The 23,454-nt window shown below is 70.6% G+C and carries 22 protein-coding genes; 13 read left to right on the top strand and 9 right to left on the bottom strand.

Annotated features, from left to right (window positions below; all coding sequences use genetic code 11):
- Positions 1-161: 161 nt before the first annotated feature.
- Both AB0B89_RS21830 and AB0B89_RS21835 read right to left on the bottom strand, forming a co-directional pair.
- Positions 162-1,259, bottom strand: coding sequence for a glycosyl hydrolase 53 family protein (locus tag AB0B89_RS21830; RefSeq protein WP_358555647.1), 1,098 nt, complete (start codon positions 1,257-1,259; stop codon positions 162-164).
- 89 nt (positions 1,260-1,348) lie between these two features.
- Positions 1,349-3,382: a beta-galactosidase gene (locus tag AB0B89_RS21835; protein WP_358555650.1), complete on the bottom strand. Its 2,034-nt coding sequence runs from the start codon at positions 3,380-3,382 to the stop codon at positions 1,349-1,351.
- A gap of 207 nt (positions 3,383-3,589) precedes the next feature.
- Here AB0B89_RS21835 and AB0B89_RS21840 point away from each other — a divergent pair, with 207 nt between their 5' ends.
- The 5 genes from AB0B89_RS21840 to AB0B89_RS21860 all read left to right on the top strand — a co-directional run bounded on the left by AB0B89_RS21840 (position 3,590) and on the right by AB0B89_RS21860 (position 8,337).
- Positions 3,590-4,906, top strand: coding sequence for an extracellular solute-binding protein (locus AB0B89_RS21840; protein ID WP_358555653.1), 1,317 nt, complete (start codon positions 3,590-3,592; stop codon positions 4,904-4,906).
- A 2-nt stretch (positions 4,907-4,908) separates the two neighbouring features.
- The gene (locus tag AB0B89_RS21845) at positions 4,909-5,796 is read left to right on the top strand and encodes a sugar ABC transporter permease (protein WP_358555711.1); all 888 of its coding nucleotides are present in this window, start codon (positions 4,909-4,911) and stop codon (positions 5,794-5,796) included.
- 5 nt (positions 5,797-5,801) lie between these two features.
- Positions 5,802-6,677, top strand: coding sequence for a carbohydrate ABC transporter permease (locus tag AB0B89_RS21850; protein ID WP_358555656.1), 876 nt, complete (start codon positions 5,802-5,804; stop codon positions 6,675-6,677).
- Between the two features lie 36 nt (positions 6,678-6,713).
- Positions 6,714-7,715, top strand: coding sequence for a LacI family DNA-binding transcriptional regulator (locus tag AB0B89_RS21855; protein WP_358555659.1), 1,002 nt, complete (start codon positions 6,714-6,716; stop codon positions 7,713-7,715).
- A gap of 211 nt (positions 7,716-7,926) precedes the next feature.
- Positions 7,927-8,337, top strand: a complete 411-nt coding sequence (locus AB0B89_RS21860) for a hypothetical protein (RefSeq protein WP_358555662.1) — start codon at positions 7,927-7,929, stop codon at positions 8,335-8,337.
- Between the two features lie 180 nt (positions 8,338-8,517).
- Here the strand turns inward: AB0B89_RS21860 and icmF are convergent, their stop codons facing one another.
- The 3 genes from icmF to AB0B89_RS21875 form a co-directional block, all read right to left on the bottom strand.
- Positions 8,518-11,730, bottom strand: a complete 3,213-nt coding sequence (icmF, locus tag AB0B89_RS21865) for a fused isobutyryl-CoA mutase/GTPase IcmF (protein WP_358555665.1) — start codon at positions 11,728-11,730, stop codon at positions 8,518-8,520.
- Between the two features lie 147 nt (positions 11,731-11,877).
- A complete protein-coding gene (locus tag AB0B89_RS21870) occupies positions 11,878-13,203 on the bottom strand; it encodes a glycine hydroxymethyltransferase (protein WP_358555668.1) in 1,326 nt (441 codons plus the stop codon).
- Between the two features lie 125 nt (positions 13,204-13,328).
- Positions 13,329-13,895, bottom strand: coding sequence for a YceI family protein (locus tag AB0B89_RS21875; protein WP_358555671.1), 567 nt, complete (start codon positions 13,893-13,895; stop codon positions 13,329-13,331).
- A 118-nt stretch (positions 13,896-14,013) separates the two neighbouring features.
- On the opposite strand from AB0B89_RS21875, the gene AB0B89_RS21880 reads away from it, so the two are divergent.
- The 3 genes from AB0B89_RS21880 to AB0B89_RS21890 all read left to right on the top strand — a co-directional run bounded on the left by AB0B89_RS21880 (position 14,014) and on the right by AB0B89_RS21890 (position 15,386).
- Positions 14,014-14,544 (top strand): MarR family transcriptional regulator, encoded by a 531-nt coding sequence (locus tag AB0B89_RS21880; protein ID WP_358555674.1) that lies wholly within the window; start codon positions 14,014-14,016, stop codon positions 14,542-14,544.
- Between the two features lie 379 nt (positions 14,545-14,923).
- The gene (locus AB0B89_RS21885; protein WP_358555677.1) at positions 14,924-15,166 is read left to right on the top strand and encodes a DUF6400 family protein; all 243 of its coding nucleotides are present in this window, start codon (positions 14,924-14,926) and stop codon (positions 15,164-15,166) included.
- Positions 15,153-15,386: a hypothetical protein gene (locus AB0B89_RS21890; RefSeq protein ID WP_358555680.1), complete on the top strand. Its 234-nt coding sequence runs from the start codon at positions 15,153-15,155 to the stop codon at positions 15,384-15,386. Before AB0B89_RS21885 ends, AB0B89_RS21890 begins: the two co-directional genes overlap by 14 nt.
- A gap of 38 nt (positions 15,387-15,424) precedes the next feature.
- On the opposite strand, the gene AB0B89_RS21895 is transcribed toward AB0B89_RS21890, so the two are convergent.
- Positions 15,425-16,189 carry an MOSC N-terminal beta barrel domain-containing protein gene (locus tag AB0B89_RS21895; protein ID WP_358555683.1) on the bottom strand — a complete coding sequence of 255 codons (765 nt, stop codon included), beginning with the start codon at positions 16,187-16,189 and terminating at the stop codon, positions 15,425-15,427.
- A gap of 94 nt (positions 16,190-16,283) precedes the next feature.
- Between AB0B89_RS21895 and AB0B89_RS21900 the strand changes: the two genes are divergently transcribed.
- Entirely contained in the window at positions 16,284-16,910 is a 627-nt protein-coding gene (locus tag AB0B89_RS21900; protein WP_358555686.1) for a YigZ family protein, read from the top strand.
- Here AB0B89_RS21900 and AB0B89_RS21905 read toward each other — a convergent pair.
- Positions 16,907-17,488 carry an XRE family transcriptional regulator gene (locus AB0B89_RS21905; RefSeq protein ID WP_358555689.1) on the bottom strand — a complete coding sequence of 194 codons (582 nt, stop codon included), beginning with the start codon at positions 17,486-17,488 and terminating at the stop codon, positions 16,907-16,909. The two genes, AB0B89_RS21900 and AB0B89_RS21905, sit on opposite strands and share 4 nt — an antisense overlap.
- Before the next feature lie 47 nt (positions 17,489-17,535).
- On the opposite strand from AB0B89_RS21905, the gene AB0B89_RS21910 reads away from it, so the two are divergent.
- Positions 17,536-18,402, top strand: a complete 867-nt coding sequence (locus AB0B89_RS21910) for a class I SAM-dependent methyltransferase (protein ID WP_358555692.1) — start codon at positions 17,536-17,538, stop codon at positions 18,400-18,402.
- Between the two features lie 52 nt (positions 18,403-18,454).
- Here AB0B89_RS21910 and AB0B89_RS21915 read toward each other — a convergent pair whose 3' ends face one another.
- Positions 18,455-20,173 (bottom strand): ATP-binding protein, encoded by a 1,719-nt coding sequence (locus AB0B89_RS21915; RefSeq protein ID WP_358555695.1) that lies wholly within the window; start codon positions 20,171-20,173, stop codon positions 18,455-18,457.
- Positions 20,174-20,439: 266 nt separating this feature from the next.
- On the opposite strand from AB0B89_RS21915, the gene AB0B89_RS21920 reads away from it, so the two are divergent.
- Together AB0B89_RS21920 and AB0B89_RS21925 are read left to right on the top strand one after the other, a co-directional pair.
- Complete coding sequence (locus AB0B89_RS21920; protein ID WP_358555698.1) at positions 20,440-21,120, top strand: helix-turn-helix domain-containing protein; 681 nt, start codon at positions 20,440-20,442, stop codon at positions 21,118-21,120.
- The gene (locus AB0B89_RS21925) at positions 21,117-21,287 is read left to right on the top strand and encodes a hypothetical protein (protein WP_358555701.1); all 171 of its coding nucleotides are present in this window, start codon (positions 21,117-21,119) and stop codon (positions 21,285-21,287) included. The genes AB0B89_RS21920 and AB0B89_RS21925 overlap by 4 nt, the downstream gene beginning before the upstream one ends.
- A gap of 6 nt (positions 21,288-21,293) precedes the next feature.
- Here the strand turns inward: AB0B89_RS21925 and AB0B89_RS21930 are convergent, their stop codons facing one another.
- Positions 21,294-21,860 carry a helix-turn-helix domain-containing protein gene (locus AB0B89_RS21930; RefSeq protein WP_358555705.1) on the bottom strand — a complete coding sequence of 189 codons (567 nt, stop codon included), beginning with the start codon at positions 21,858-21,860 and terminating at the stop codon, positions 21,294-21,296.
- A 123-nt stretch (positions 21,861-21,983) separates the two neighbouring features.
- On the opposite strand from AB0B89_RS21930, the gene AB0B89_RS21935 reads away from it, so the two are divergent.
- Positions 21,984-23,384: an MDR family MFS transporter gene (locus tag AB0B89_RS21935; RefSeq protein WP_358555708.1), complete on the top strand. Its 1,401-nt coding sequence runs from the start codon at positions 21,984-21,986 to the stop codon at positions 23,382-23,384.
- The last annotated feature ends 70 nt before the right edge of the window (positions 23,385-23,454 follow it).

Consider the following 23,454-nt stretch of genomic DNA (forward strand, 5'->3'; position numbering starts at 1 on the left):
GTGTTCGCCGTCTACTGCTTCTGCGAGTCCCGCTGGCGCAGGACCTGACAGCTTCCCGATCGCACGTCACGACGGACCCGGCCGGCTTCCCGCCCGGGTCCGTTCCCTTTGTCAACGGATGCCGGCTCCGGTGTCCCGCGCCGGGAATCCCTGGCGGCGGCTCAGGGGGTCCATCTGACGTTCGGGTTGAGGTGGCCGGTCCAGTCGAAAACGGCCATGTTGTCCCAGCCGTCGCCGCTGCCGTTGATGTTCGCGGGGTCCCAGCCGTTGCCGGGCACCGCGTACCAGGTGGGCTCCCAGTAGAAGACGCCGACGGCGCCCGCGCCGCGGGCGGTGTTCTGCACCGCGGCGAACTCCGCGCCCTGCCCCTGCCAGGTGAGGGCGTATCCCGAGCACCCGGAGGTGATCGAGTTGCTGGTGGAGTCCGCGTTGGCGGAGGTGAACGGGTACGCCGTCTCGGCGATGACGACCGGCTTGCCGTAGCGGGACCGCACGTCCGAGATGACGCTGGACAGGTTGGACAGGGTGCCGTGCCACATGCAGTAGTACGACAGGCCGGTGATGTCCCAGGACACGCCCTTGGCCCTGATGCCGTCGTAGAACCAGCGGGCGTTGGCGTCGCTGTCGGCGTCGGCGGTGTGGATGATCACCTGGGTGCCGCTGTCGCACGCCTTGGTCGCGTTGTACCCGGCCTTGAGCAGAAGGCTCAGGTTGGTGAAGTCGTTGTTGACGACCTTGCCGTCGTTCCACAGCATGCCGACGTTGATCTCGTTGCCGATCTGCACGCTGTCGGGCGTGGTGCCCTGCGCCTTGAGGCTGGAGCACACGTCGTAGGTGTAGTTGTAGACGTCGGTCTGCAACTGGCCGATGCCGTGGCTGGACCAGGCGGCCGGCTTGTACTGTTTGCCGGGGTCCGCCCAGGTGTCGGAGTAGTGGAAGTCGACCAGCAGCTTCAGGCCCTTGGACTTGACGGTCCTGGCGTACGCCAGCACCTTGGCCCGGTTGTTGTACCCACTGGCCGGGTTGTTCCAGACGCGCAGGCGGACGTAGTTGACGCCGACGCCCTTCAGGATGTCCAGCGGGTCCCTCTGGCTGCCGCTCGCGTCGTAGTACTTGGCGCCCAGGTCCAGGGCGCGCTGCGCCGTGGAGACGTCGGCGCCCAGCATGGTCAGGGAGCCGGCGGCCGCGGCGTGCGCCGGCTGTCCGGCGGGCAGAGCCGCGGCGGCGCACAGGAGCAGCGCCGCCAGGATCTTCTTCATGGTTCCTCCGGTCAGGAGAGGAGTTGTGGACGGCCCTCCGGTTTCCCTCGGCACCGCGCGTGGTCAGGTTCCGCGCGGGGCGAGGGCGTCTATGTGCGGATGATGGTGACCCCTCCGCCGGGCACCGTCGCCGACCCGGCGTAGTGGGCGCCGTCGAGCACTCCCGTGCCGGTCACCCCGTCGACCGTCACCGGCTCGTCCGCGTGGTTGACGAGGAAGACGTGGTCGCCCCGCCGTACGATCTCCAGGGTGTCGGGGAGGTCGCGAGGCCGGGACACGCCCGCGTGGTCGAGAGCCAGGGCGAGGAGCCCGCGCAGGCCGGGGGCGTGCTCGGCCCCGTCGCCGCGCGGGTCGAGGGCGGTGGCGACGTACCAGGCGGTGCCCGCGCCCAGGTCGTGCCGGGTGACCGCGGGGTGTCCGGCGTCGGGCCCGTCGGCGAAGTCGTAAAGGGCCCGCGCCCCCGCCAGGCGTACGCGCTCGGACCAGACGCGGCCGGTGGGCCGCGGCCGGGCATCGGTGCCGGGGGTCCCCGGCGACGGGCGGAAGCCGACCGTCTCGTGCTCGCGCAGCGGGTGGAACTCCTCGACCGACAGGCCGAGCACCTCGCGCAGCGCTCCGGGGTACGGGCCGGCGTGGATGGTGTCGTTCTCGTCGACGATGCCGGAGAAGTACGACACGAACAGCTGGCCGCCGGCCTCGACGTAGCGGTGCAGGTTCTTGGCCGGTGCCTCGCCGAGCAGATAGGAGCTGGGCAGGACGACCAGCTTGTACGGGGACAGGTCGGCCGAGGGATGGACGAAGTCGACGGTCACGTGCTCGCGCCACAACGCCTCGTAGAAGGCTTCCATCCGCTCCCGGAACCGCAGGTCGGCCGAGGGGCGCCACTCCAGTTCGAGTGCCCAGTAGGACTCCCAGTCCCAGACGACGGCCACGTCGGCCTCGACCCGCGAGCCGCGGACCGGCGCCAGCTCGCGCAGGTCGGCGCCGAGCTCCACCACGTCCCGCCAGATCCGGGAGTCGGTGCCGGCGTGCGGGAGCATGGCCGAGTGGAACTTCTCGGCGCCGTGGCGCGAGGCGCGCCACTGGAAGAACAGCACCGAGTCGGACCCGCGTGCCACATGGGCGAGGCTGTTGCGCCGCATCTCTCCCGGCCGCTTGGCGAGGTTGCGCGGCTGCCAGTTGACCGCGCCGGTGGAGTGCTCCATCAGCATCCAGGGGCGGCCTCCGGCGATCGAGCGGGTCAGGTCGGCGGCCATCGCCAGCCCGATGTGCGGGTCGGCGCGCTCGGAGTCGAGGTAGTGGTCGTTGGCGACCACGTCCACCTCCGCCGCCCAGCGCCAGTAGTCCATCGGCTTGCAGTTGGGGATCATGAAGTTCGTGGTGACGGGAAGGTCGCTGTACCGCCGGATCACCTCGCGCTCTCCGCGGAAGCAGGTGATGTGCGCGTCGACGGAGAAGCGCATGAAGTCGAGCTGGAGCCCGTTGAGGAGGCCGGCCGGAGCCATCGCGGGCGGCTCGACCTCGTCGAACGAGCCGTAGGTCAGCCCCCAGAAGGTGGTGCCCCAGGTGGCGTTGAGCGCGCCTATCTCGCCGTACTTGTGCCTCAGCCACGCGCGGAACGCCGCGGCCGAGGCCGGGCAGTAGCAGTGCGCGTTGGCCCAGCCGTACTCGTTGTGCACGTGCCACATGGCCAGGGCGGGGTGCGGGCCGTACCGGGCGGCCAGGGCCGTGACGACCCGCTCCGACGCCCTGGCGTAGTCGGGCGAGCTCGGGCAGAAGCTGTGCCGCGAACCCCCGCCGAGCACGTGGCCCTCCCGGTCCACCAGCCGGCTGCCGGGGTAGCGGCGCCGGAACCACGCGGGCGGTGAGGAGGTGGGGGTCGCCAGGTCGACGCGCACTCCGGCCGAGTGGAGCAGGTCGAGGATCCGGTCCAGCCGCGCGAAGTCGTACTCGCCCTCCTCCGGCTCGATCAGTCCCCAGTTGAAGACGCCCACCGTGACCAGGTTCACCCCGGCCTCGCGCATCAGGCGGACGTCCTCCCGCCACACCTCCTCCGGCCACTGCTCGGGGTTGTAGTCCCCGCCGTACGCGAGGCCCTCGGGCAGGACGGGGTATCCGGGCACGTGTCCCCCTCAGGAAATGTTCTGTGAACGTGCACAGTAACGCACAACCGGTCGTCCGAGAAGGTATCGAATGTCTTCCCTGATGGATGCCGCACGTTAACAACCACGTAACAGTCATTGACGCCGTTGAGCGCATCTCCCAGTCTGTGAACGTTCCCAGAGACTCGCAGCCTCTGGCGTCCCCTCGCCATCCGCCTGGAGGAACACATGCGCACGAATCGGCTAGCAGCGACGGCGGTGGCGATCCTCGCCACCGCGCTCCTCACGGCGTGCTCGGGCAGCTCCGGCGAGCCGTCCTCGACGGCCGCCGGCAAGAGCGTGGCGCCCGCCGGCCCGGTCAGGCTGACCTACTGGACGTGGGTACCGAGCATGGACAAGATCGTCGAGGGGTGGAACCGGACCCATCCCGGCATCCAGGTGACGGTGAGCAAGCAGGCCGGGGGCGACGACGCGGCGGCCAAGTTCCTGACCGCCGCCAAGGCGGGCAACCCCCCTGACCTGGTCCAGGCCGAGTACCAGATGCTGCCCTCGTTCGTCGCCGCCGACGCCGTGGCCGACATCACGGCGGAGACCGCACAGGTCAAAGGCGAGTTCGGCGAGGGGATCTGGGGGCTGGTCACCCTCGGCACCGACGCCGTCTACGCGGTCCCGCAGGACAGCGGGCCCATGATGCTCTACTACCGGCGGGACCTGTTCGAGAAGTACGGCATCGAGGTCCCGAAGACCTGGGACGAGTACGCCGAGGCGGCCCGTACCGTGCGCAAGAAGGACCCCAAGGTGTTCCTCGGCACGTTCTCCAGCAAGGACCCGGGCTGGTTCACCGGGCTCGCCCAGCAGGCGGGGGCCCAGTGGTGGTCGATCAACGGCGACGCCTGGAAGGTCGCCATCGACGACGCGGCCACCCAGAAGGTCGCCGGCTACTGGGGCGGCCTGGTGAAGGAGGGCGTCATCGACACGATGCCGTACTTCACCCCGGAGTGGAACAAGGCGCTCAACGACGGCACCTTGCTCACCTGGCCGTCGGCCGTGTGGGGGCCGGGCGTGCTGTCCAGCAACGCGCCGAAGGGCAAGGGCAAGTGGGCCGTCGCCCCGCTGCCGCAGTGGAACGCCGGTGAGAGTCACAGCGGGTTCTGGGGCGGATCCTCCACCGCCGTCGCCGCGAAGTCGCCCAACAAGGCCGCCGCCGCCCAGTTCGCCGCCTGGCTGAACACCGACCCGCAGGCACTCAGGGCGCTGATCGACCAAGGCGCGGTCTATCCCGCCTCCACCAAGGGTGGCTCGCTGCTCACCACCCCGCCCGGCTACTTCTCCAACCAGCCCGGCTTCTGGCAGCAGGCGGCCGCGATCGGCGCCTCCGCCCGCGGCTTCACCTTCGGCCCGGACGTCAACGTGACGTACAACGCCTACAAGGACGCGTTCGACAAAGCCGTCGCAGCCAAGGCCGGCTTCCCGGCCGCGCTCCGGACGATGCAGGACGTCACGGTCGCGGACATGCGCAGGTCCGGCTTCACCCTGGCCCAGTGACCATGGCGAAGCGCGGCGAAGGCGCCCGGCCCGGCGCCGTGCCCTACCTGTTCCTCGCCCCGGCCATGGTGCTGTTCGTGCTGTTCCTGGCCGTGCCGATCGGCTACACCGGCTACCTGAGCCTGCGGCGGACCAAAGTCTCCGGCCTCGGGCTCGGGAAGGGGGCTCGCAAGGAGATCTTCGCCGGGCTCGGCAACTACGCCGCCGCCGTCGGTGACGGCGAGCTGTGGGCGGGCTGGCTGCGGGTCATCGGCTACGGCGCGCTCGTGCTCGCGCTCATGCTGGGACTCGCCCTGCTGTTCGCGCTGATGCTCGACGCGAAGCACGTCCGCTTCGCCCGGTTCACCAGGATCTCGATCTTCCTTCCGTACGCCGTGCCCGGCGTCGCGGCGACGCTGATGTGGGGCTTCCTCTACCTGCCCAGCCTCAGCCCCTTCGGCGCCCTGCCCTTCCTGAGCGCGGGCGCGGTGACGTTCTCGATGGCCAACGTGGCGGTCTGGGGCGGCACCGGCTTCAACATGCTCGTGCTCTACACGGCGCTGCGGGCCGTGCCTCGCGACTACTACGAGGCGGCCAGGATCGACGGTGCGGGCGAACTGCGGATCGCGCTGAGGATCAAGATCCCGATGCTGACTCCGGCGATCATCCTGACCACCGTGTTCTCCCTCATCGCGACCATACAGGTGTTCACCGAGCCGACCACGCTGCGGCCGCTGACGAACACGATCAGCTCGACCTGGAGCCCGCTGATGAAGGTCTACCGCGACGCGTTCGTCACCGGCGACCTGTACTCCGCGGCGGCGACCTCCATGGTCATCGCCGCGATCTCCCTGGTCCTGTCCTTCGGTTTCCTGCGCGTGGTGAAGAACCGCGCCTTCGGGGAGACGTGAGGGCCGTGACCATCCTGACCACGCCCGCCGGCCGTGACCGTCCCGCGAGACGACGGCCGTCCGGGATCGCGCCGGCCGCCGTGCTCGTCCTCGGCGCGATCTACACCCTGTTCCCGATCGGCTGGGTGGTCGTCGCGGCGACCAAGTCCAAGGCCGAACTGTTCTCCACCTCGACCTTCGCACCCGGCACCGGCCTGTCGTCCAACCTCGCCGACCTGTTCGCCTACCGTGACGGCGTCTTCTGGCTCTGGCTGCTCAACACGGTCCTGTACGCCGGAGGCGGCGCCGTGCTGTCGACCGCGGTTTCCACGATCTCGGGTTACGCCCTGGCCAAGTACGACTTCCCCGGCCGGGGTCTCATCTTCAACCTGCTCATCGGCGGCATCCTGGTGCCCTCCGTCGTGCTGGCGATCCCGCAGTACCTCCTGTTCTCCAAGATCGGCCTGGCCGACACCTACTGGTCGGTTCTGCTTCCCCAGATCCTTCATCCGTACGGCATCTACCTGGCGAGGATCTACACCCAGGCCGCGATCCCCGCCTCGCTGATGGAGGCGGGCCGGCTGGACGGCGCGGGCGAGTGGCGCCTCTTCCGCCAGGTGGCCCTGCCGATGCTGACACCGGGAATGGTGACGATCTTCCTGTTCCAGTTCGTCGCGATCTGGAACAACTTCCTGCTGCCGTTCATCATGCTGGGCGACGATCACAAGTTCCCCCTGACGATCGGCCTCTACACGCTGCTGGCCGCGGGGGCCAACCAGCCCGCGCTGTACAACCTGATCATCACGGGCACGGTGCTCTCGCTCGTCCCGCTGATCGTGTTGTTCCTGACCATGCAGCGCCACTGGCGTACCGATCTGTCCAGCGGGGCCGTGAAGAGCTAGACCAGGGCAGGGCCACGACCAGGGAACAATGGGGGCATGGCGAAGCGTCCGACCATCCACGATGTCGCGGCGGTGGCAGGTGTGTCCCGGGGGACGGTCTCCCGGGTGCTCAACGGCGACCGGTACGTCAGCACGGCCGCCCACGCCGCGGTGCGCCGCGCGATCGCCGAGACCGGATACATCCTCAACCGCAACGCCCGTAGCCTGGTGACGCAGCGGACGGGGTCGGTCGTGATGGTGCTGTCGGAACCACACGAGAAACTGTTCGAGGACCCCAACTACAGCGTGACCATCCGTACGGCCGTGCGGCGTCTCGCCGAGCGCGACATCTCACTGGTCATGATGGTGGCCGGGGACGACGGCGACCGCGACCGGGTGGTCCGCTACGTGCGCGGCGGCCACGCCGACGGGGTGTTCCTGCTGTCCACGCACGCCGGCGACCGCATGATCGACGCCCTGGTGGACCTCGCGGTCCCCACCGTCGCGCTGGGCGCGGTCATCGGAAGGGAGCAGGTGATCCCCTACGCCGCGGCCGACGACCGTGAAGGGGCCAGGCAGATGACCCGCCATCTGATCGAGCGCGGCCGCAGGAAGATCGCCACCATCACCGGCCCGATGGACACCCCTGGAGGCATCCAGCGCCTGGAAGGGTTCGCCGACGTGCTCGGACGCAAGGCGTCCAAGAAGCTCGTCGAGCACGGCGACTGGACCCAGGCCGGCGGGGAGGGCGCCATGACCCGGCTGCTCCAGCGTGTCCCCGATCTCGACGCCGTCTTCGTGGCCTCCGACCTGATGGCCGCGGGCGCCCTGGCCGCGCTGCGTGCCGCCGGACGACGGGTGCCCGACGACGTCGCGGTGGGCGGATTCGACGACTCGTCGGTCGCGGCCTCCACGCATCCCCCGCTGACCACGGTCCGCCAGCCGCTCGCCCAGGTGGCCGAGGAGACCGTGCGGCTGCTGCTCGCGCTCATCGACGGGGCCGGGCACGTCGGCCCGGTGGTCCTGCCCACCCGCCTGATCACCCGGGAGTCCACCTGACCTCGCCGTGGCGAGCGCCGCGTGGAGGGCCACGTCTCATACTCATCGGCCAGAGCGCCGGATCGTCATGTGGGCTGAATGTTTCAGCGAACCGAGCGCCGTCGGCCGTGGGGGCCGATTCCTCGAATTGACGGCATTTCCCGCGTGATTTCCGCGCGGTGGACTCCGGGCGCTCGGTTCGGCGCTGGTCACGACCTGCGCGTTGATCGTGGTGTCCACGCAACTGCCCGCCGCCGCCGGCTCCGTCACGCTGCGGGCCACGGTGGACTGCCTCAATAACAACTATTACGGCGACACCAGCGACTGGTACCCCTCGGGCCCGCAGGTCTACACCTCACCGCCCTCCACGAACACGCCGGTGCCGGGCGGCGGCCTGCTCGCGGTTCCGGCCACGCACGCCTTCCAGTTCACGCAGACGCTGCCCAGCGGCGCCACGACCGTGGGAGTGGCCGCCCTGTGCAGCAGCGGCCACCAATACGGCGACTACACCGGGGCGAACGGGGCCACCGGCATCCCCTCGGGAACCACCATCGTCACCGGCAGCTGGGTCTGCTCCACCGGCCCGGTCTACCCCGGCCCCTGGCTCACCAACTGCGCCCTGCAATCGGTCTCGTTCAGCTGACCGCTCGGCCGATCTCACCCTCTTCGGGCGACCGTGGTGTCCATGAGAGCGTCCAGTCCCGGGAAAAAGGATCCCTGGACTGGACCGCTCGGTGGAAGAAAATCCGGCCCGTCGGTGAACACCCCGAAGAAACGCTCGAGTTCCTCCCCCGATATCGCCGGCGAATTCAGGTGCGGGACATTAGACGTTGCGCCGGTACTGGCCCCCGGCCTCGAAAAGCGCCTCGGTGATCTGGCCCAGGGAGCAGACGCGGGCGGCGTCCATCAGGGCGGCGAAGGCGTTGCGGTCGGACATCGCGGCGTCCCTGAGCCGCCGCAGCGCCTCGGGCGCCTCGGCCGCGTGCTCCTCCTGGAACGCCCGGAGCCGGGTCAGCTGGCCGCGCTTCTCCTCCTCGGTGCCCCGGGCCAGCTCCAGCGTGCCGTGCTCGGTCGCCCCCTCGGGGTTGCGGAAGGTGTTGACCCCGATGATCGGCAGTGACCCGTCGTGCTTGCGGGTCTCGTACAGCATCGACTCGTCCTGGATGCGGCCCCGCTGGTAGCCGGTCTCCATCGCGCCGAGCACGCCGCCGCGGTCGGACAATCGCTCGAACTCCGAAAGGACGGCCTCCTCGACCAGGTCCGTGAGGTCGTCGACGATGAACGACCCCTGCAAGGGGTTCTCGTTGACGGCCAGGCCCCACTCGCGGTTGATGATCATCTGGATGGCCATGGCCCGGCGCACCGACTCCGGGCTCGGGGTGGTGACCGCCTCGTCGAAGGCGTTGGTGTGGAGGCTGTTGCAGTTGTCGTAGATCGCGATCAGGGCCTGCAGGGTGGTGCGGATGTCGTTGAAGTTCATCTCCTGCGCGTGCAGCGACCGGCCCGAGGTCTGGATGTGGTACTTCAGCTTCTGCGACCGCTCGCCCGCGCCGTACCGGTCGCGCATGGCGACCGCCCACACGCGGCGTGCCACCCGGCCGAGGACGCTGTACTCCGGGTCCATGCCGTTGGAGAAGAAGAACGACAGGCTCGGCGCGAAGTCGTCGACCGCCATGCCCCGGGCGAGGTACGCCTCGACGTAGGTGAAGCCGTTGGCGAGAGTGAAGGCGAGCTGCGTGATCGGGTTGGCCCCGGCCTCGGCGATGTGGTAGCCCGAGATCGACACCGAGTAGAAGTTGCGCACCTGGTTCGCGATGAACCACTCCTGCACGTCGGCCATCATCCGCAGGCTGAAGTCCGTGGAGAAGATGCAGGTGTTCTGCCCCTGGTCCTCCTTCAGGATGTCGGCCTGCACCGTGCCGCGCACCGTGGCGAGCGTGGCCTTCCTGAGGGCCTCGGCCTCCCCGGCGTCAGGGTCGCGCCCGCTGCCGGCCCGGAAGCGCTCCATGGCCTGGTCGATCGCGGTGTGCAGGAAGAACGCCAGGATCGTCGGGGCCGGCCCGTTGATGGTCATCGACACCGAGGTGCTGGGCGAGGCCAGGTCGAAGCCGTCGTACAGGGCCTTCATGTCGTCGAGGGTGGCGATCGACACCCCCGAGGTGCCGACCTTGCCGTACACGTCGGGCCGTTCCGCCGGGTCGTTTCCGTACAGGGTGACCGAGTCGAACGCCGTCGACAGGCGCACGGCCGGCTGGCCGTCCGACAGCATCTTGAACCGCCGGTTCGTACGGAACGGGTCGCCCTCGCCGGCGAACATCCGGATCGGGTCCTCGTCGTCCCGCTTGAAGGGGAACACCCCGGCGGTGAACGGGAACCGCCCGGGAAGGTTCTCGGATCGCAGGAACCGCAGCAGCTCGCCCTGGTCGGTGAACCTCGGCAGCGCCACGCGCGGCACGCGGCTGCCCGACAGCGAGGTGCGCCACAGGGGCGTGCGCAGTTCCTTGCCCCGCACGGTCACCACCAGCTCCTCGGCGGAGTAGGCCGCGACCGTCCCGGGCCATCCGTCCAGCAGGGCGCGCGCGTCGCCGGGCAGCTCGGCGTCGGCGCGGTCGCGCAGCGCGTCCAGCGCCGAGGCGTCACCGCCCTCGGCGGCCAGCAGGGCGCGCACCTCGGCGAGCTGCTGGCGGCGGCGCGCCACCTCGGCCTGCCGCGCGGTCTGCCGGTGGTACTCCCGCACGGTCTCGGCGATCTCCGCGAGGTACCTGACCCGGGCCGGGGGCACGATCGCGGCGCCCAGGCTGGAGGTCGTCACCGAGGTGCCGGGCAGCAGCCCCGGGCTGCGCGGCAGGCCCTTCTCGCCGAGCAGCCCACGAAGGGCCTGGTAGAGCGCGGTGACGCCGTCGTCGTTGAACCGCGCGGCCACGGTGCCGTAGACCGGCATGGCCTCCGGTGAGGTGCCGAAGGCCTCGCGGTTGCGCACCATCTGGCGCCGCACGTCGCGCAGGGCGTCCTCCGCGCCGCGCCGGTCGAACTTGTTGATCGCCACGACGTCGGCGAAGTCGAGCATGTCGATCTTCTCCAGCTGGGAGCTCGCGCCGAACTCCGGGGTCATGACATACAGCGAGACGTCGCTGAACGGGACGATCGCGGCGTCGCCCTGGCCGATGCCGGGGGTCTCGACGATCACCAGGTCGTTCCCGGCGGCCCGGCACACGGCGATCACGTCGCCGAGGTGCTCGGGCAGCTCGTGGGACCCGCGCGTGGCCAGCGAGCGGAAGAACACGTCGGAGCCGAGGCTGTTCATCCGGATCCGGTCGCCGAGCAGGGCGCCGCCGCCCCTGCGCCGGGTCGGGTCCACCGCGATCACCGCCACGCGGAGCTTGTCCTCGTAGTCGATGCGCAGCCGCCGGATCAGCTCGTCGGTCAGCGAGGACTTGCCCGACCCGCCGGTCCCGGTGATGCCGAGCACCGGGACGTGACGCCCCGCGGCGGCGGCGCGCACCGAGTCCAGGTACGGCCGCCCGGCCCGGCCCGCCTCGACGTAGGTGATCGCCCTGGCCACGGCCCCGTGGTCGCCGCCAGAGACGGCGGGCGGCTCGGCGCCCTCGGTCAGGTCGACGTCGCACGCCTCGATGACGCCGTTGATCATGCCGGTGAGGCCGAGGCGCTGGCCGTCCTCGGGGGAGAAGATCTTGGCCACTCCGTGGGCCTCGAGGGCGGCGATCTCGTCCGGGACGATGACCCCGCCGCCGCCCCCGTAGACCTTGACGTGCCCGGCGCCCCGCTCGCGCAGCAGGTCGACCAGGTAGGTGAAGAACTCGACGTGACCGCCCTGGTAGGAGCTGATCGCCACGCCCTGCGCGTCCTCCTGGACGGCCGCGGTGACGATGTCGTCCACCGACCGGTCGTGCCCGAGGTGGATCACCTCCGCGCCCTGGGCCTGCAGGATGCGGCGCATGATGTTGATCGCCGCGTCGTGCCCGTCGAACAGGGCCGCCGCGGTGACGACTCGCACGGGATTGGCAGGTACGTACACCGGCGCTCCTCGGGAAGTTACTAGGACGTCCTAGTAAATTGTAGGACGTCCTAGTAACCCAGGGGAACCGGTGCGGGGGTTCGGCCGGGTGAGGTGGGGGACGGGCCTCGCGGCGAGCCGGCCTCCGCGCCGTCCGGCCGGCCGCCGTCACCGCCCGCCGGTGACCGATCTTCGGAGGGCGGCGGTGTCGGGGAGGACCGCCGCCGGGTCCTCGCCCTTGATCAGGATCCGGGCCATCAGCTCGGCGACGGCGCCCATCTGATCGGGTACGAAGCCCCGGCGGGTGATCTCCTGGGTGCCGATGCGCAGCCCGCGCATGGGCTCGCCGGGAGGCTGGCAGGGCAGGCCGATCCCGCTGAGGTAGACGCCTCCGGCCGCGAGCGCGCGCGCCGCCTCGTCCCCGCCGCCGAAGGCCGCCGCGTCCACCGCGACGTGGTGGGAGGCCGTCCAGCCGAGGTCCGCCGCCGCCACGGTGAAGCCGGCCCCCTGGAGCGCGCGGGCCAGCGCCAGGGCGGCGGCCATGCACGCGTCTGCGTAGGCGGGGCCGGTCTCGGCGAGTTCGGCGGCGGTGACCGCCAGCGGGGCCAGGCGGGCGGCGTCGTAGTTGGCCGTCAGCCCCGGGTAGGCGGCCGCGGAGACCCGTGCGGCCAGTTCCTCGTCCCTGGTCACGATGGCCGCGCCGGGAGGGCCGCCGAACGACTTGTAGGTCGACATGGTCAGGATGTGGGCGCCGTCGGCCAGCGGGCGCTGGAACCGGCGCCCGGCGATGAGCCCGGCCACGTGCGAGGCGTCGTAGACCAGCGTCGCGCCCACCTCGTCGCACGCGGCCCGTACCGCGGCGACGTCGTGCGGGAACAGCATCAGGCTGGCGCCGATCACCACGATGGCGGGGCGCTCGCGCCGGAGGAACCCCGGCAGCAGCGCGTGGTCGATGGTGAACCCGGCCGCGTCGTACGGCAGGTCCACCACGCGCAGGCCCCGGACCCCCGCCACGCCCTGGGCGTGGTGGCTGGCGTGCCCGCCGGCCGCCTCGGGCAGCACCGCGATCGTGTCCCCCGGGCGGGCGAAGGCGGTGTAGCACGCGAGATTGGCCAGCGTCGCGCTCTGGAGCCGCACCTCGGCGAACTCGCCGTCCATCAGGGAGGCCATCCGCAGTGGCGCCAGGGTCTCCAGCACGTCCAGGTGTTCCAGCCCGGCCTGGAACTTCTCGCCCGGCCAGCCCATCGACGGGCGGCTGGACACGGCTGCCTCGTGCACGGCGAGTGCCCGGGGGCTCATCGTGTTGGTGCCCGCGTACAGCACGACGCCTTCCTCGTCGAAGGCGCGGCGATGCTCGCCGAGGGTGCCGGTCACGGTCCGTACGACCTCGGCCGCGTCCTGCCCGGCGAGTACGGATTCCAGCTCAGAAAGCCGCCGCTGGGCGCGGGCGGAGGCCCAGGGGGCGACGCGGCTGAGACCTTCCAGGATGACCACTCCGTTCGATGCGCGCTTCCTTGTCCAGGATGTGCTCGACGGTAAGGCCGGAGCCAGGGGATCCACCACCGGCGACCGCGGGGGATCTGGAAGGCCGTCTCCTGCGACCGCGGGCAACCGGTGGGTCAGGCGGCGGGAGTCACCTTGACGGCGGAGATGTCGAACTCCAGGGTGATCTTCTCAGAGACCATGACGCCGCCGGTCTCCAGGACCGCGTTGAAGTTGATGCCGAAGTCCTTGCGCTTGACCACGGTCCTGCCCTCGAAACCAACGCGCTCGGCCCCGAAGGCGTCCTTGGCGGAGCCGGTGTACTCGAAGTCGATGGTGACCTCGCGGGTGACGTCCTTGATGGTCAGGTCGCCCGTCACCTGGAACTCCGTCGCGCCGACCTGCTCGACGGCGGTGCTGGCGAAGGTGATCACCGGGAAGGTGGGGGCGTCGAAGAAGTCGTTGGTGCGCAGGTGGCCGTCGCGCTGCTCGTTGCGGGTGTCGACGCTGGCGACCTGGATCGTCACCTCGGCGTGCGACTTCGAGGGGTCGTCCGCGTCGAGGTAGGCCGCGCCCTCCCACTCGTTGAAGGCGCCGTGGACCTTGGTGACCATCGCGTGGCGCGCGACGAAGCCAAGGCGGCTGTGCGCGGTGTCGAACTGGTACCGGCCGGTGAGCTCGGGGCTGAGGGTGCTCGTCGACATATGGGACTCCCTTGAAAACGGGTTCGAGTGCGTTTCACGTGCGCTTTCGCGCGATGTTGATGCATCAGCAAGTTAATCCAAAGATGTTGATGCGTCAACATTCGGTAGGATCGCTGATGTGACCGAGACCCGCTGGCTCGACGAACGCGAGCAGCGCATGTGGCGCGCCTTCGCGACCATGCGCCGCCGGCTCGACAGCGCGATGGAGCGGCACCTCAACGGCGAGAACCTGTCCATGGCCGACTACCAGCTTCTCGTCCCGCTGTCCGAGGCCCCCGGCGGCAGGATCCGCGCCCGCGAGCTGCGCCGGTTGGCCGGCTGGGACCGCAGCCGGCTCTCCCACCAGCTGCGCCGCATGGAGCAGCGCGGGCTCGTCGGCCGTGAGGACTGCCCGGGGGACGCGCGCGGCACCGTCATCCGCCTGACCTCCGAGGGCCGCTCCGCGATCGAGGCCGCCGCGCCCGGTCATGTCGAGACCGTGCGGCGCCTGTTCATCGACGTCCTCACCCCGGAGGAGATCGAGACCCTGACGTCGATCGCCCGGCGGGTCCTCGCCCGCATCGCCCAGGACACCTTCGGGCCTGGCGAAACCGCCGGTACGGACGCGCCCGTGGACCAGGACCCGGGAGAGGCCGCCTGCCCCGGCTGAGCCCTTCACCCCGTCGAGCCGAGCTTGCTGCCCGTCTTCCCCTCTCCGGTATGGACGCGGCGCTCTCCGGTACGGGCGCGGCGCGAACCGCCCGGAGCGAAAGGCGGGGCCATCCGCCGTGGTCGACGCCGGCGGCCGTGACGAGTATCACGTGACTTTACCCGCCCCGGAACCCCGAATGCCCTATAGGCGACATAAGGTACTAAAATGGACATGAATGCGTCCGTACGGGGGCTTCCGTACCAAGGAGAGGCCCCGCGTGGTCAAACACACGCGGCCCGGCCCTGGTGATGGCGGCGCTCTCACGAGGACGTCGCCGCCGATCACGTCATCCCCGTTCATCGTCCCATCCGTTCATCGTCCTACGGGAAGTCTCCTCATGAGCCACGACGGCGCGCACCTCGTCTTCGAGATGGATCTCGCGCTCCACGAGGCGCGCAGGCGGGCCGAAGTGGTCGCCGCGCTCGGCCCCGACTGGGATCCCGTGGCGGTCATGCGGGCCGAGGAGGAGGCCTGCGACCTCCTCTACTCCGGTCTCGACGAGCGTCAGCGGGAGACCTACGAGATGCTCGTGGCCGCGGGCGTGCTCCCGCGACGAGAGGCGGGCCGTGCTTCCGATTGACCCCCACGCCGACATCGCCCGCCGGGCCTGGATCTCCTGCCCCCGGTGCCTGGACGACCGGGACTGCGCCGACTGCGGCTCGGGCCGCAACTGCGGGGACCACTGGCGCTACCTGCTGAGCGCCACCGGGAGCGTCCTGCACGTGCAGTGCCCGGGATGCGCCCACCTGTGGGCCCACGAGACCCACTTCGGCAAGGGCGGCAGGCCCCCCTCCGTCTGACCTCCGTGGGCGGCGCGACCGCCCGTAGGGATGGCAGCCTAGGCCTGCGGCGGCACGAGGCCGGCGGCGTCCCCGAACTCGATCGACACCTGGTCGCCCACGTGGACGACGCCGGAGCGGACCACCCGCGTCATCAGGCCGAACTTGTTGTCGTGCTCGGTGATGAGGTGCTTTTGCAGCTCGGGCCAGCGCCGGCGCCCGTGCGGATCCCAGCTCGGCACCGCGCACCGGATGGTCGGCCCGGTGTGGTCGCCCGTCACGGCCAGGACGACTTCTCCGATGGTGAGCGTGACCCCCTGGCCGAAGGACTCCTCCGCGAACGCCGGGGTGTCGCCGCGCAGATGGATGTTGGGGCGGAAGCGCAGCAGGTCGACCTCCTCACCCATCTCCTCGGCGAGGCCGCGGAGCGAGGCATCGAAGGTGACCAGGACCGTGGGTCCGCGATCTTGCTGGCCGTCCGCCGCGCGCAGGGACAGCGGGATGTCGTACGCCTCCGCGAGCGCGGCCGGAAGGTCGGGATCGTCCCAGGCCCATGCCGCGCCGCTCTCGGAGTACAGCACCGGAGGGCCGGGCGGCTCGGGGGAGCCGTCGCAGGTGGCAGGGTAGGCCGCCTCCCAGGTGAGCATTCGCGGGATCTGCCGCACCGTGAGCCGGTTGCCCTCGCGGCCGGGACGCTCGTCGACCAGGGAGTACGCCCGGTCGCCCGCCAGTCCGCGATGGTCCAGGCGGGCGGCGGCGACCCGCTCGCCGCGCAGCGACTTCACGGGCCAGCGGTAGAGGCCGTCGATCACTCCCCGGTGCATACCTCCGATCCTAGGGTCGGCCGATCCTAGGGTCGGCACGAAAGACGCCGATCCGCGGGGGCGGAGGGCCGGAGGCCGGGGCTAACCTGTCCGCATGGCCGAGCCGTACCTCACCGTCAGCGCGTTCACCGAGCACGAGATCGAGGTCAGGCGCTCCCGGTTCATCTGCGCGCTCATGCCGGTCACCGACGAGAGCCGGGCGGCGGAGTTCGTGGCCGCGCGCAGGAAGGCCCACCACGCGGCGCGGCACACCTGCTCGGCGTACGTCATCGGCGGTGACCGGCGGATCCAGCGGGCCGACGACGACGGCGAGCCCTCCGGCACCGCGGGCGTCCCGATGCTGGAGGTGCTGAACCGGCGTGGCCTCGCCGACGTGATCGCGGTGGTGACCCGGTACTTCGGGGGCATCCTGCTCGGCGCGGGCGGTCTCGCCCGCGCGTACGGCGGGGCCGTCACCGAGGCCCTGGACGAGGCGAAGATCCTCACCATGGTCCCGGCCCGGGTCATGACCGTCCGCGTCGGGCACGCCCAGGCCGGACGGCTGGAGAACGACCTGCGCGCGGCCGGTCACGCCGTACGGGACGTCTCCTACGGTGCGGACGTGGCCGTCCAGGTCGGTGTAGGCGTGGCGCGGGTGGCGGAGTTCGGCGAGTGGGTCGCGGGGGCCACGGCCGGCCAGGCCACCGTCTCACCCGGCCCGCTGGTGTACGTCCGGACCTAGCCCGTCTCGTCGGCGTGCAGGTGGGCGCGCTCCCCGTCGTGGTCGAGGATGGTGAGGAGCTCGACGGGGCCGTCATGGGCGCCGATGGCGTGCGGAATCATGGTCGAGAACTCGGCCGCGTCGCCCGGTTCGATCAAGATGGTCCGCTCGCCCAGGTGCAGGCGGGCCGTGCCGGACAGGACGGTGAACCACTCGCGGCCGGGGTGTACGCCCCGCTGGCCGGGTCCGGTGGGCCGGTCGGGGGTGATCCGCATCTTCGCGATGGTCACGCCGTTGAGGGAGCGTTCGCGGGACAGGAGCCAGGTCGTCAGTCCCCGGGTGTGTTCGGGCTGCGGCCGGATCACCACGTCCTCGTCGTCGGCCGACTCGACGAGCTGGTCGAGTGTGGTGTCCAGGGCGCGGGCGATGGGGACCAACTGGTCCAGGGCGATCCTGCGGTGCCCGGTCTCGATGCGGCTCAGGTTGGAAGGGCTGAGATGGCAGCGGGCGGCGAGGGCGTCCAGTGACCAGCCCCGGGCCAGCCGCAGGCCGCGGATGCGCTGGCGGATCACGCTGTCCAGGTCGAACTCTTGCGTCATAGGCAAGATTGTATGCCGAAGGAGCATGAGGCATTTAGCGTGAAGGCATGACCCATGACTCTTACCAGCACCAGCACCAGCACCAGCACCAGCACGGCAGCGGGGACGCGCGCCATGACGAGGCAGGGCTGGCGGACCTGCTGGACCTGGACGCCGAGGTGGCCGGCTCGTACCTGGACGAGGTGACCGAGTGGGCCGCGCGGCACGCTCCGGAGGCTCCGCGGACGATCGCCGACGTGGGAGCGGGAACCGGCGCCGGCAGCCTGGCGCTCGCGCGGCGCTTCGGGGCGGCCGAGGTGGTCGCGATCGACAGGTCGGCGTTGATGCTCGAACGCCTCCGGGCGGCGGCGCGCGGGCGGGGGCCGGCCGATCGGCTGCGCCTCGTTCGGGCCGACCTGGACGTCGCCTGGCCGGCGATCGGTGCGGTCGACCTCGCGTGGGCGGCCTCGTCGTTGCACGAGTTCGCCGACCCGGAACGGGTGCTCCGCGACGTCCACGCGGCGCTGAACCCCGGCGGTCTGCTGGTGGTGATCGAGATGGACGCCCTGCCCCGCTTCCTGCCCGACGACCTCGGGCTGGGCCGGCCCGGCCTGGAGTCACGCTGCCACGAGGTGGTGGCGGAGGCGCACTGGAACGCGCACCCGGACTGGCGGTGCCACCTGGAGCGTGCCGGTTTCGAGATCGCCGGGCAGCGCGGCTTCACCATCGAGCCGAGCCCGGCGCCGCCGGCCACCGGGCGCTTCGCGCGCGCCTACCTGAGCCGCATCCGCTCCGTCGTGGAGGGCCGGCTGGCCGCCGACGACCTCGACGTCCTCGACCGTCTCCTGGCGGACGACGACCCCGAGGGCCTCCTGCGCCGCCGCGACCTGACCGTCCGCGGCACCCGGACCGCCTGGGCCGCTCGCCGCCCCTGAGCTCGCTGGACCACTTTCGGAGCGACCCGGGTTCGGCGCGAACGTCACGGCCTCAGCCGGCGAAGGCGCTTCCGGGCGACCTGGTGTCCGGCACGGCGAGGTCCGGGCGGTGGCCGGTGAGGCCTGGGCCGGAGGCGGTGAGGCCTGGGCCGGAGGCGGTGAGGCCTGGGCCGGAGGCGGTGAGGCCTGGGCCGGAGGCGGTGAGGCCTGGGCCGGAGGCGGGGAGGGTGAAGACGAAGCGGGTGCCCTCGGCGCGCTCGGTGTCGAGGTGGATCCGCCCGCCGTGGTACTCGACGATCTTCTTGCAGAGGGCCAGGCCGATGCCCGTCCCCTCGTAGTCCTGACGGTTGTGCAGCCGCTGGAAGATGACGAAGATCTTCTCCGCGAACCGCGGCTCGACGCCGATCCCGTTGTCGCCGACCGACAGCTCCCAGAAGTCCCCGGCGCGGGCGACACCGATCCGCACCTCGGGATCCCGGTCGGGGGAGCGGAACTTCACGGCGTTGCCGATGAGGTTCTGCCACAGCATGGCGAGCAGGTTCGGGTCGCCCAGGACCTCGGGCAGCTCGGGCCGTACCACGACGGCGCCGGTCTCCTCGGTCAGCGTCTCCAGGTTGGCGAGGGCCCGGTCCAGCGGCTGGTCCAGCGGTACGGGCACGCGCTCGCTCTGCTCACGCCCCACCCGCGAGAACGCCAGCAGCTCGGCGATCAGGGACTGCATCCGCTTGGCGCCGTCCACGGCGAACGAGATGTACTCGTTCGCCCGCTCGTCGAGCTGGGCGGCGTACCGGTGCTGGAGCAGCTGACAGAAGGCCGTGACCTTGCGCACGGGCTCCTGCAGGTCGTGGGAGGCGACGTAGGCGAACTGCTCCAGCTCGGCGTTGGACCTGCGCAGCTCGCCCGTCTGCTCGCTGAGCAGGTCGGTCTGCTCCTGCAGGCGCTGGTGCGCGTCGCGGGAGATGGAGAGCTCGGCGGAGATGCGCCGCCGGATGGCGTCGACGTCGGCGGCGAGCATGGTGATGTCGCTCGGCCCCCTGATGTCGATGGCATGGTCGAAGTCGCCGTCGGCCACCTGCCGCGACGCCGCCCCGAGCCTGTCGAGGGGACGGAGCACGGCGTAGCGCAGCAGCAGGCCGACGGAGATAAGCGTGAGGACGAACATCGCCAGGATGGCCGCGAAGACGATGTTCCGCCACAGCCGGGCCCGTCCGAGTTCGACGGTCGCGGCCGTCCGCGCCCGCGACAGGTTGTCCGCCTGGCCGGCCACGGCGGTGCGGATCCGGTCGAAGGAGGTCTTGCCGGCCTCCACCTGGACGGGCCCGACCGTGCCCGGCCCCTGCTCTGCGACCGTTTCCACGACCGGTCGTGCGTACCCCGTCCGCCAGGAGCCGGCGCTCACCTCGATCTCGTCGAGGTCGGCGAGCAGCGGGCTTCCCGCGATCGACCGCCTCAGGGCGGCGACGGCTGCCCGCTCCTGCGCGATGCCCTGCTCGAAGCCGGCGAGGAACTCCTGCCGTCCGCTGAGGACGTAGCCGTGCACGCCCGCCTCCTGGTCGAGCAGGGCGCTTCGCAACCGCTCGGACGCCAGAAGGCCAGGGGTGATGCGCTGGATCAGCTCGTCGGAGGCCCGGGTGGTGCGGTCGAGCGCCCAGGTGCCGAGCCCGGCGGAGACGGCCACCAGGAGGGTCAGGATCGCCAGAGTGCCGCTGAACCACGAGCGCGTGGTCAGGCGAGGCCACCTCGCCGCTCGGCCGTAGCCGGAGATGCTCAAACCTGGCCCTCCCTCGTTCACCGTCCAGATCACCGACGCGCCGGCGTGGCCGGAGGTGAGGATCCGACGGACCCCGGACGCCTCTACCCGGGCGATGTCGCGTGAAATCGCCTTGTTTCGCTTCCTCAGACGCCTCGGTTCAAACCCGGGTGGACCCCTGACCTGGCTTCCGCTCCGCCCCGGCCTCCCGGTCGCGTCCGTTCGGCAGAGGGTTCGGGTGCGAGACCGCTTGACGGAGTGAGTCCTCACTCCGTACCGTTGGTGTCATGACAGACACGAGAATCCGGCGCAGGGCGCCGGGAATGAGCCCGGAACAGCGACGCGACATGATCGTCAAGGTGGCGTTACCGCTGGTGGCCGAGCGCGGCGCCGCCGTGACCACCGCCGAGGTCGCGAAGGCCGCCGCGATCGGGGAGGCGACGATCTTCCGGGTGTTCGCCGACAAGGAGGAGCTGCTGAACGCCTGCGTCCTGCAAGCCCTCAACCCCGAACACGTGCTGGAGGAGATCGCGGCCGTGCCGCTCGACCAGCCCCTCGCCGCGCGGCTCACCGAGGCCGCCGAGGCGCTCCGAGCCCACCTCGACCGCATGGGGTCGGTCATCGGCGCCCTCCACGCCTCGGGCCTGCGGCGCGGCAGGCCCGACCCCTACCAGCGCGGCCCGGAGCCCGGCAGAAGAAGCGAGGAGGCGAGCGGTGGCCCGGCGGAGGGCGAGGACGGCGGCCGGGACCGGGCGGGCGCCCTCAGCCGTGACGCCTCGGCGGCCCGCACCGTGGAGGCCGTCGCCGACCTGTTCGAGCCCGAGCGGGAGTCCCTCCGCCTGCCTCCCGAGCGCCTCGCGGCGATCTTCCTCGGCATGCTGTTCAGCCGCCCGCGCTTCCCGGCAGGCACGGCGCCCGCGGGCCTGGACGAGCTCGTCGACGTCTTCCTCAACGGAGCCGTCCGGTGAGCGCGACCCCCGGCCGCGCGATCGTCCCCGCCGCCGGCCACCCGCTCCGCGCGCGCGGCCTGTGTTTCACGGACGCCGCGCGCGGCCTGTGTTTCACGGACGCCGCGCGCGGCCTGTGTTTCACGGACGCCGCGCGCGGCCTGTGCGAGCTCATGCCGCCGGAGTGACACCCGTCATCGGCCCGCGGGACAGCGCTCGACGAGATCCAGGGCGACCTCCAGGGCCGCGGTCTTGCGCTCGTCGTCGGTGAGATCCTCGTCCTTCAGCAGGAACCACGCGGCGTGCAGGGTGAAGATCGCCATCGAGCTCCTCAGGCGCTGGGCCGTGGAGTCGTCCTCGTCCCACAGGATCCCCACGAGGGCGCTCATGAGGTTGCGCATCTTCTCCAGCTTGGGGTGGTGCCGGAGCGCGGTCTGGTTGCGCTCCATGAACCTCATGAACGCGTGGTGGTGGCTGCCGTAGAGCTCGTCGGCGTAGCGCCGGACGAACTCGCGCCTGGTCTCGATCGTGGGGGGCTGGCTCTGACCCCATTTGACCAGGCGTTCCACCATGGCCTGCCGGTCCTCGGCCAGGCTCGCCACGATGTCGTCCTTGGTCTTGAAGTGGTAGTACAGCGCGGCCTTGGTCACCCCGAGGGACTCCGCTATCTCCCGCAGCGATGTCGCCTCGTAGCCCTGCTCGGTGAACAGTTTGAGGGCGATCTCCTGGATGCGGACTCGCGTGTCGGTGGTTTCCCTCATGGCTCCTCAGACGCTCCCTGTATCCCCTAATTAACTTGACGGTCGGCAAGTAAGGTATCTACCTTTAGTGTAATCACTAGCCGGTCGGCAAGTAAGTAGGCACTCTCTAGGGGGCGTAAAAGAATGACGGAGACCGCGGCCGAACCTGTTCCAGGGCGCCGGCGGGAGGTCATGGTCGTCCTGCCGGGGCTCATGCTCGCCATGATCCTGGCCATGCTGGACAACATGATCGTCGGCACGGCCATGCCGCGCATCGTCGGGGAGCTCGGCGGCCTGGCGCACCTTTCGTGGGTGGTCACAGCATATGTCCTGGGCACCACGGTCTCGACGCCGATCTGGGGCAAGATCGGAGACCTCTACGGCCGTAAGACGATCTTCCTGGCGTCGATCGCCATCTTCATGGTCGGCTCGATGCTGTGCGGCATGGCCGGGTCCGACCTGTTCGGGGGCACCTCAGGCGGCATGGGCGAGCTCATCGGCTTCCGCGCCATCCAGGGCCTCGGGGCAGGTGGCCTCATGGTCAATGCCATGGCCATCATCGGTGACCTGGTTCCGCCCCGCGAGCGTGGCCGCTACCAGGGCATCATGGCCGCGATGATGTCGCTGGCGATGATCGCCGGCCCGCTGGTCGGCGGCTTCATCACCGACCACCTGAACTGGCGCTGGGCCTTCTACGTCAACCTGCCCATCGGCGCCGTGGCCTTCATCTGGCTGGTCTTCCGGCTGCACCTGCCGAAGTACCGCACCGAGCACCGCATCGACTGGCTGGGCGCCGGCCTGCTCGGCGTGGGCATCACCGCGCTCGTGCTGATCACCACCTGGGGCGGCAACCAGTACGACTGGGGCTCCTGGCAGATCCTCGGCCTCGTGGCCGTCGCCGTGATCACCTTGGCGGCCTTCATCCCGGTCGAGCGCCGGGTCGCCGAGCCGATCATGCCGCTGCACGTGTTCAAGGACCGCAACTTCACGCTCATCTCGCTGATCGGCTTCCTGCTCGGCTTCGCGATGTTCGGCGCGATCAACTTCCTGCCGCTGTTCCAGCAGACCGTCCAGGGCGCCTCGGCGACCAACTCGGGCCTTCTGCTGCTTCCGATGATGGCGGCGGCCATGGTGGTCTCGCTCTTCGTCGGGCAGGCGATCACCAAGACCGGCAAGTACAAGATCTTCCCGATCGCCGGCGGCGCGCTGATGGCGATCGCCATGTGGCTGCTCTCGCTGCAGGACGTCAACACCACCCGCTGGGAGACCGGCCTGTTCATCGCCGTCCTCGGTCTCGGCATGGGCGGTCTCATGCAGACCACGATGCTGATCGCGCAGAACAGCGTCGAGCAGAAGGACCTGGGCGTGGCGAGCAGCGCCTCCACCTTCTTCCGGTCCATCGGAGGATCGTTCGGGGTGTCGCTCTTCGGAGCGGTCTTCAACAACCAGCTCACGTCCAACCTCACCGAGAAGCTCGGCCCGCAGGCCGCGCAGATGGCGGAGGGCGGCGGTGGCCGGCTCAACAGTCGACCGGAGGGACCCTGATCGGGTGAGCGAGCCAAGCGAGGAGATCAAGTGAGCGTGCTCGACGAGATCCTGGACGGCGTGCGCGCCG

It is taken from the genome of Sphaerisporangium sp. NPDC049002, assembly GCF_040649355.1.
GTDB lineage: Bacteria > Actinomycetota > Actinomycetes > Streptosporangiales > Streptosporangiaceae > Sphaerisporangium.

What these genes read in the sequence shown, in the direction of transcription:
- AB0B89_RS21905 (WP_358555689.1), bottom strand. Translation starts at nt 17,488, where the DNA reads ATGACGCAAGAGTTCGACCTGGACAGCGTGATCCGCCAGCGCATCCGC.
- AB0B89_RS21895 (WP_358555683.1), bottom strand. Translation starts at nt 16,189, where the DNA reads ATGCACCGGGGAGTGATCGACGGCCTCTACCGCTGGCCCGTGAAGTCG.
- AB0B89_RS21900 (WP_358555686.1), top strand. Translation starts at nt 16,284, where the DNA reads ATGGCCGAGCCGTACCTCACCGTCAGCGCGTTCACCGAGCACGAGATC.
- AB0B89_RS21910 (WP_358555692.1), top strand. Translation starts at nt 17,536, where the DNA reads ATGACCCATGACTCTTACCAGCACCAGCACCAGCACCAGCACCAGCAC.
- AB0B89_RS21855 (WP_358555659.1), top strand. Translation starts at nt 6,714, where the DNA reads ATGGCGAAGCGTCCGACCATCCACGATGTCGCGGCGGTGGCAGGTGTG.
- AB0B89_RS21875 (WP_358555671.1), bottom strand. Translation starts at nt 13,895, where the DNA reads ATGTCGACGAGCACCCTCAGCCCCGAGCTCACCGGCCGGTACCAGTTC.
- AB0B89_RS21845 (WP_358555711.1), top strand. Translation starts at nt 4,909, where the DNA reads ATGGCGAAGCGCGGCGAAGGCGCCCGGCCCGGCGCCGTGCCCTACCTG.
- AB0B89_RS21885 (WP_358555677.1), top strand. Translation starts at nt 14,924, where the DNA reads ATGAGCCACGACGGCGCGCACCTCGTCTTCGAGATGGATCTCGCGCTC.
- AB0B89_RS21930 (WP_358555705.1), bottom strand. Translation starts at nt 21,860, where the DNA reads ATGAGGGAAACCACCGACACGCGAGTCCGCATCCAGGAGATCGCCCTC.
- AB0B89_RS21830 (WP_358555647.1), bottom strand. Translation starts at nt 1,259, where the DNA reads ATGAAGAAGATCCTGGCGGCGCTGCTCCTGTGCGCCGCCGCGGCTCTG.
- AB0B89_RS21935 (WP_358555708.1), top strand. Translation starts at nt 21,984, where the DNA reads ATGACGGAGACCGCGGCCGAACCTGTTCCAGGGCGCCGGCGGGAGGTC.
- AB0B89_RS21840 (WP_358555653.1), top strand. Translation starts at nt 3,590, where the DNA reads ATGCGCACGAATCGGCTAGCAGCGACGGCGGTGGCGATCCTCGCCACC.
- AB0B89_RS21920 (WP_358555698.1), top strand. Translation starts at nt 20,440, where the DNA reads ATGACAGACACGAGAATCCGGCGCAGGGCGCCGGGAATGAGCCCGGAA.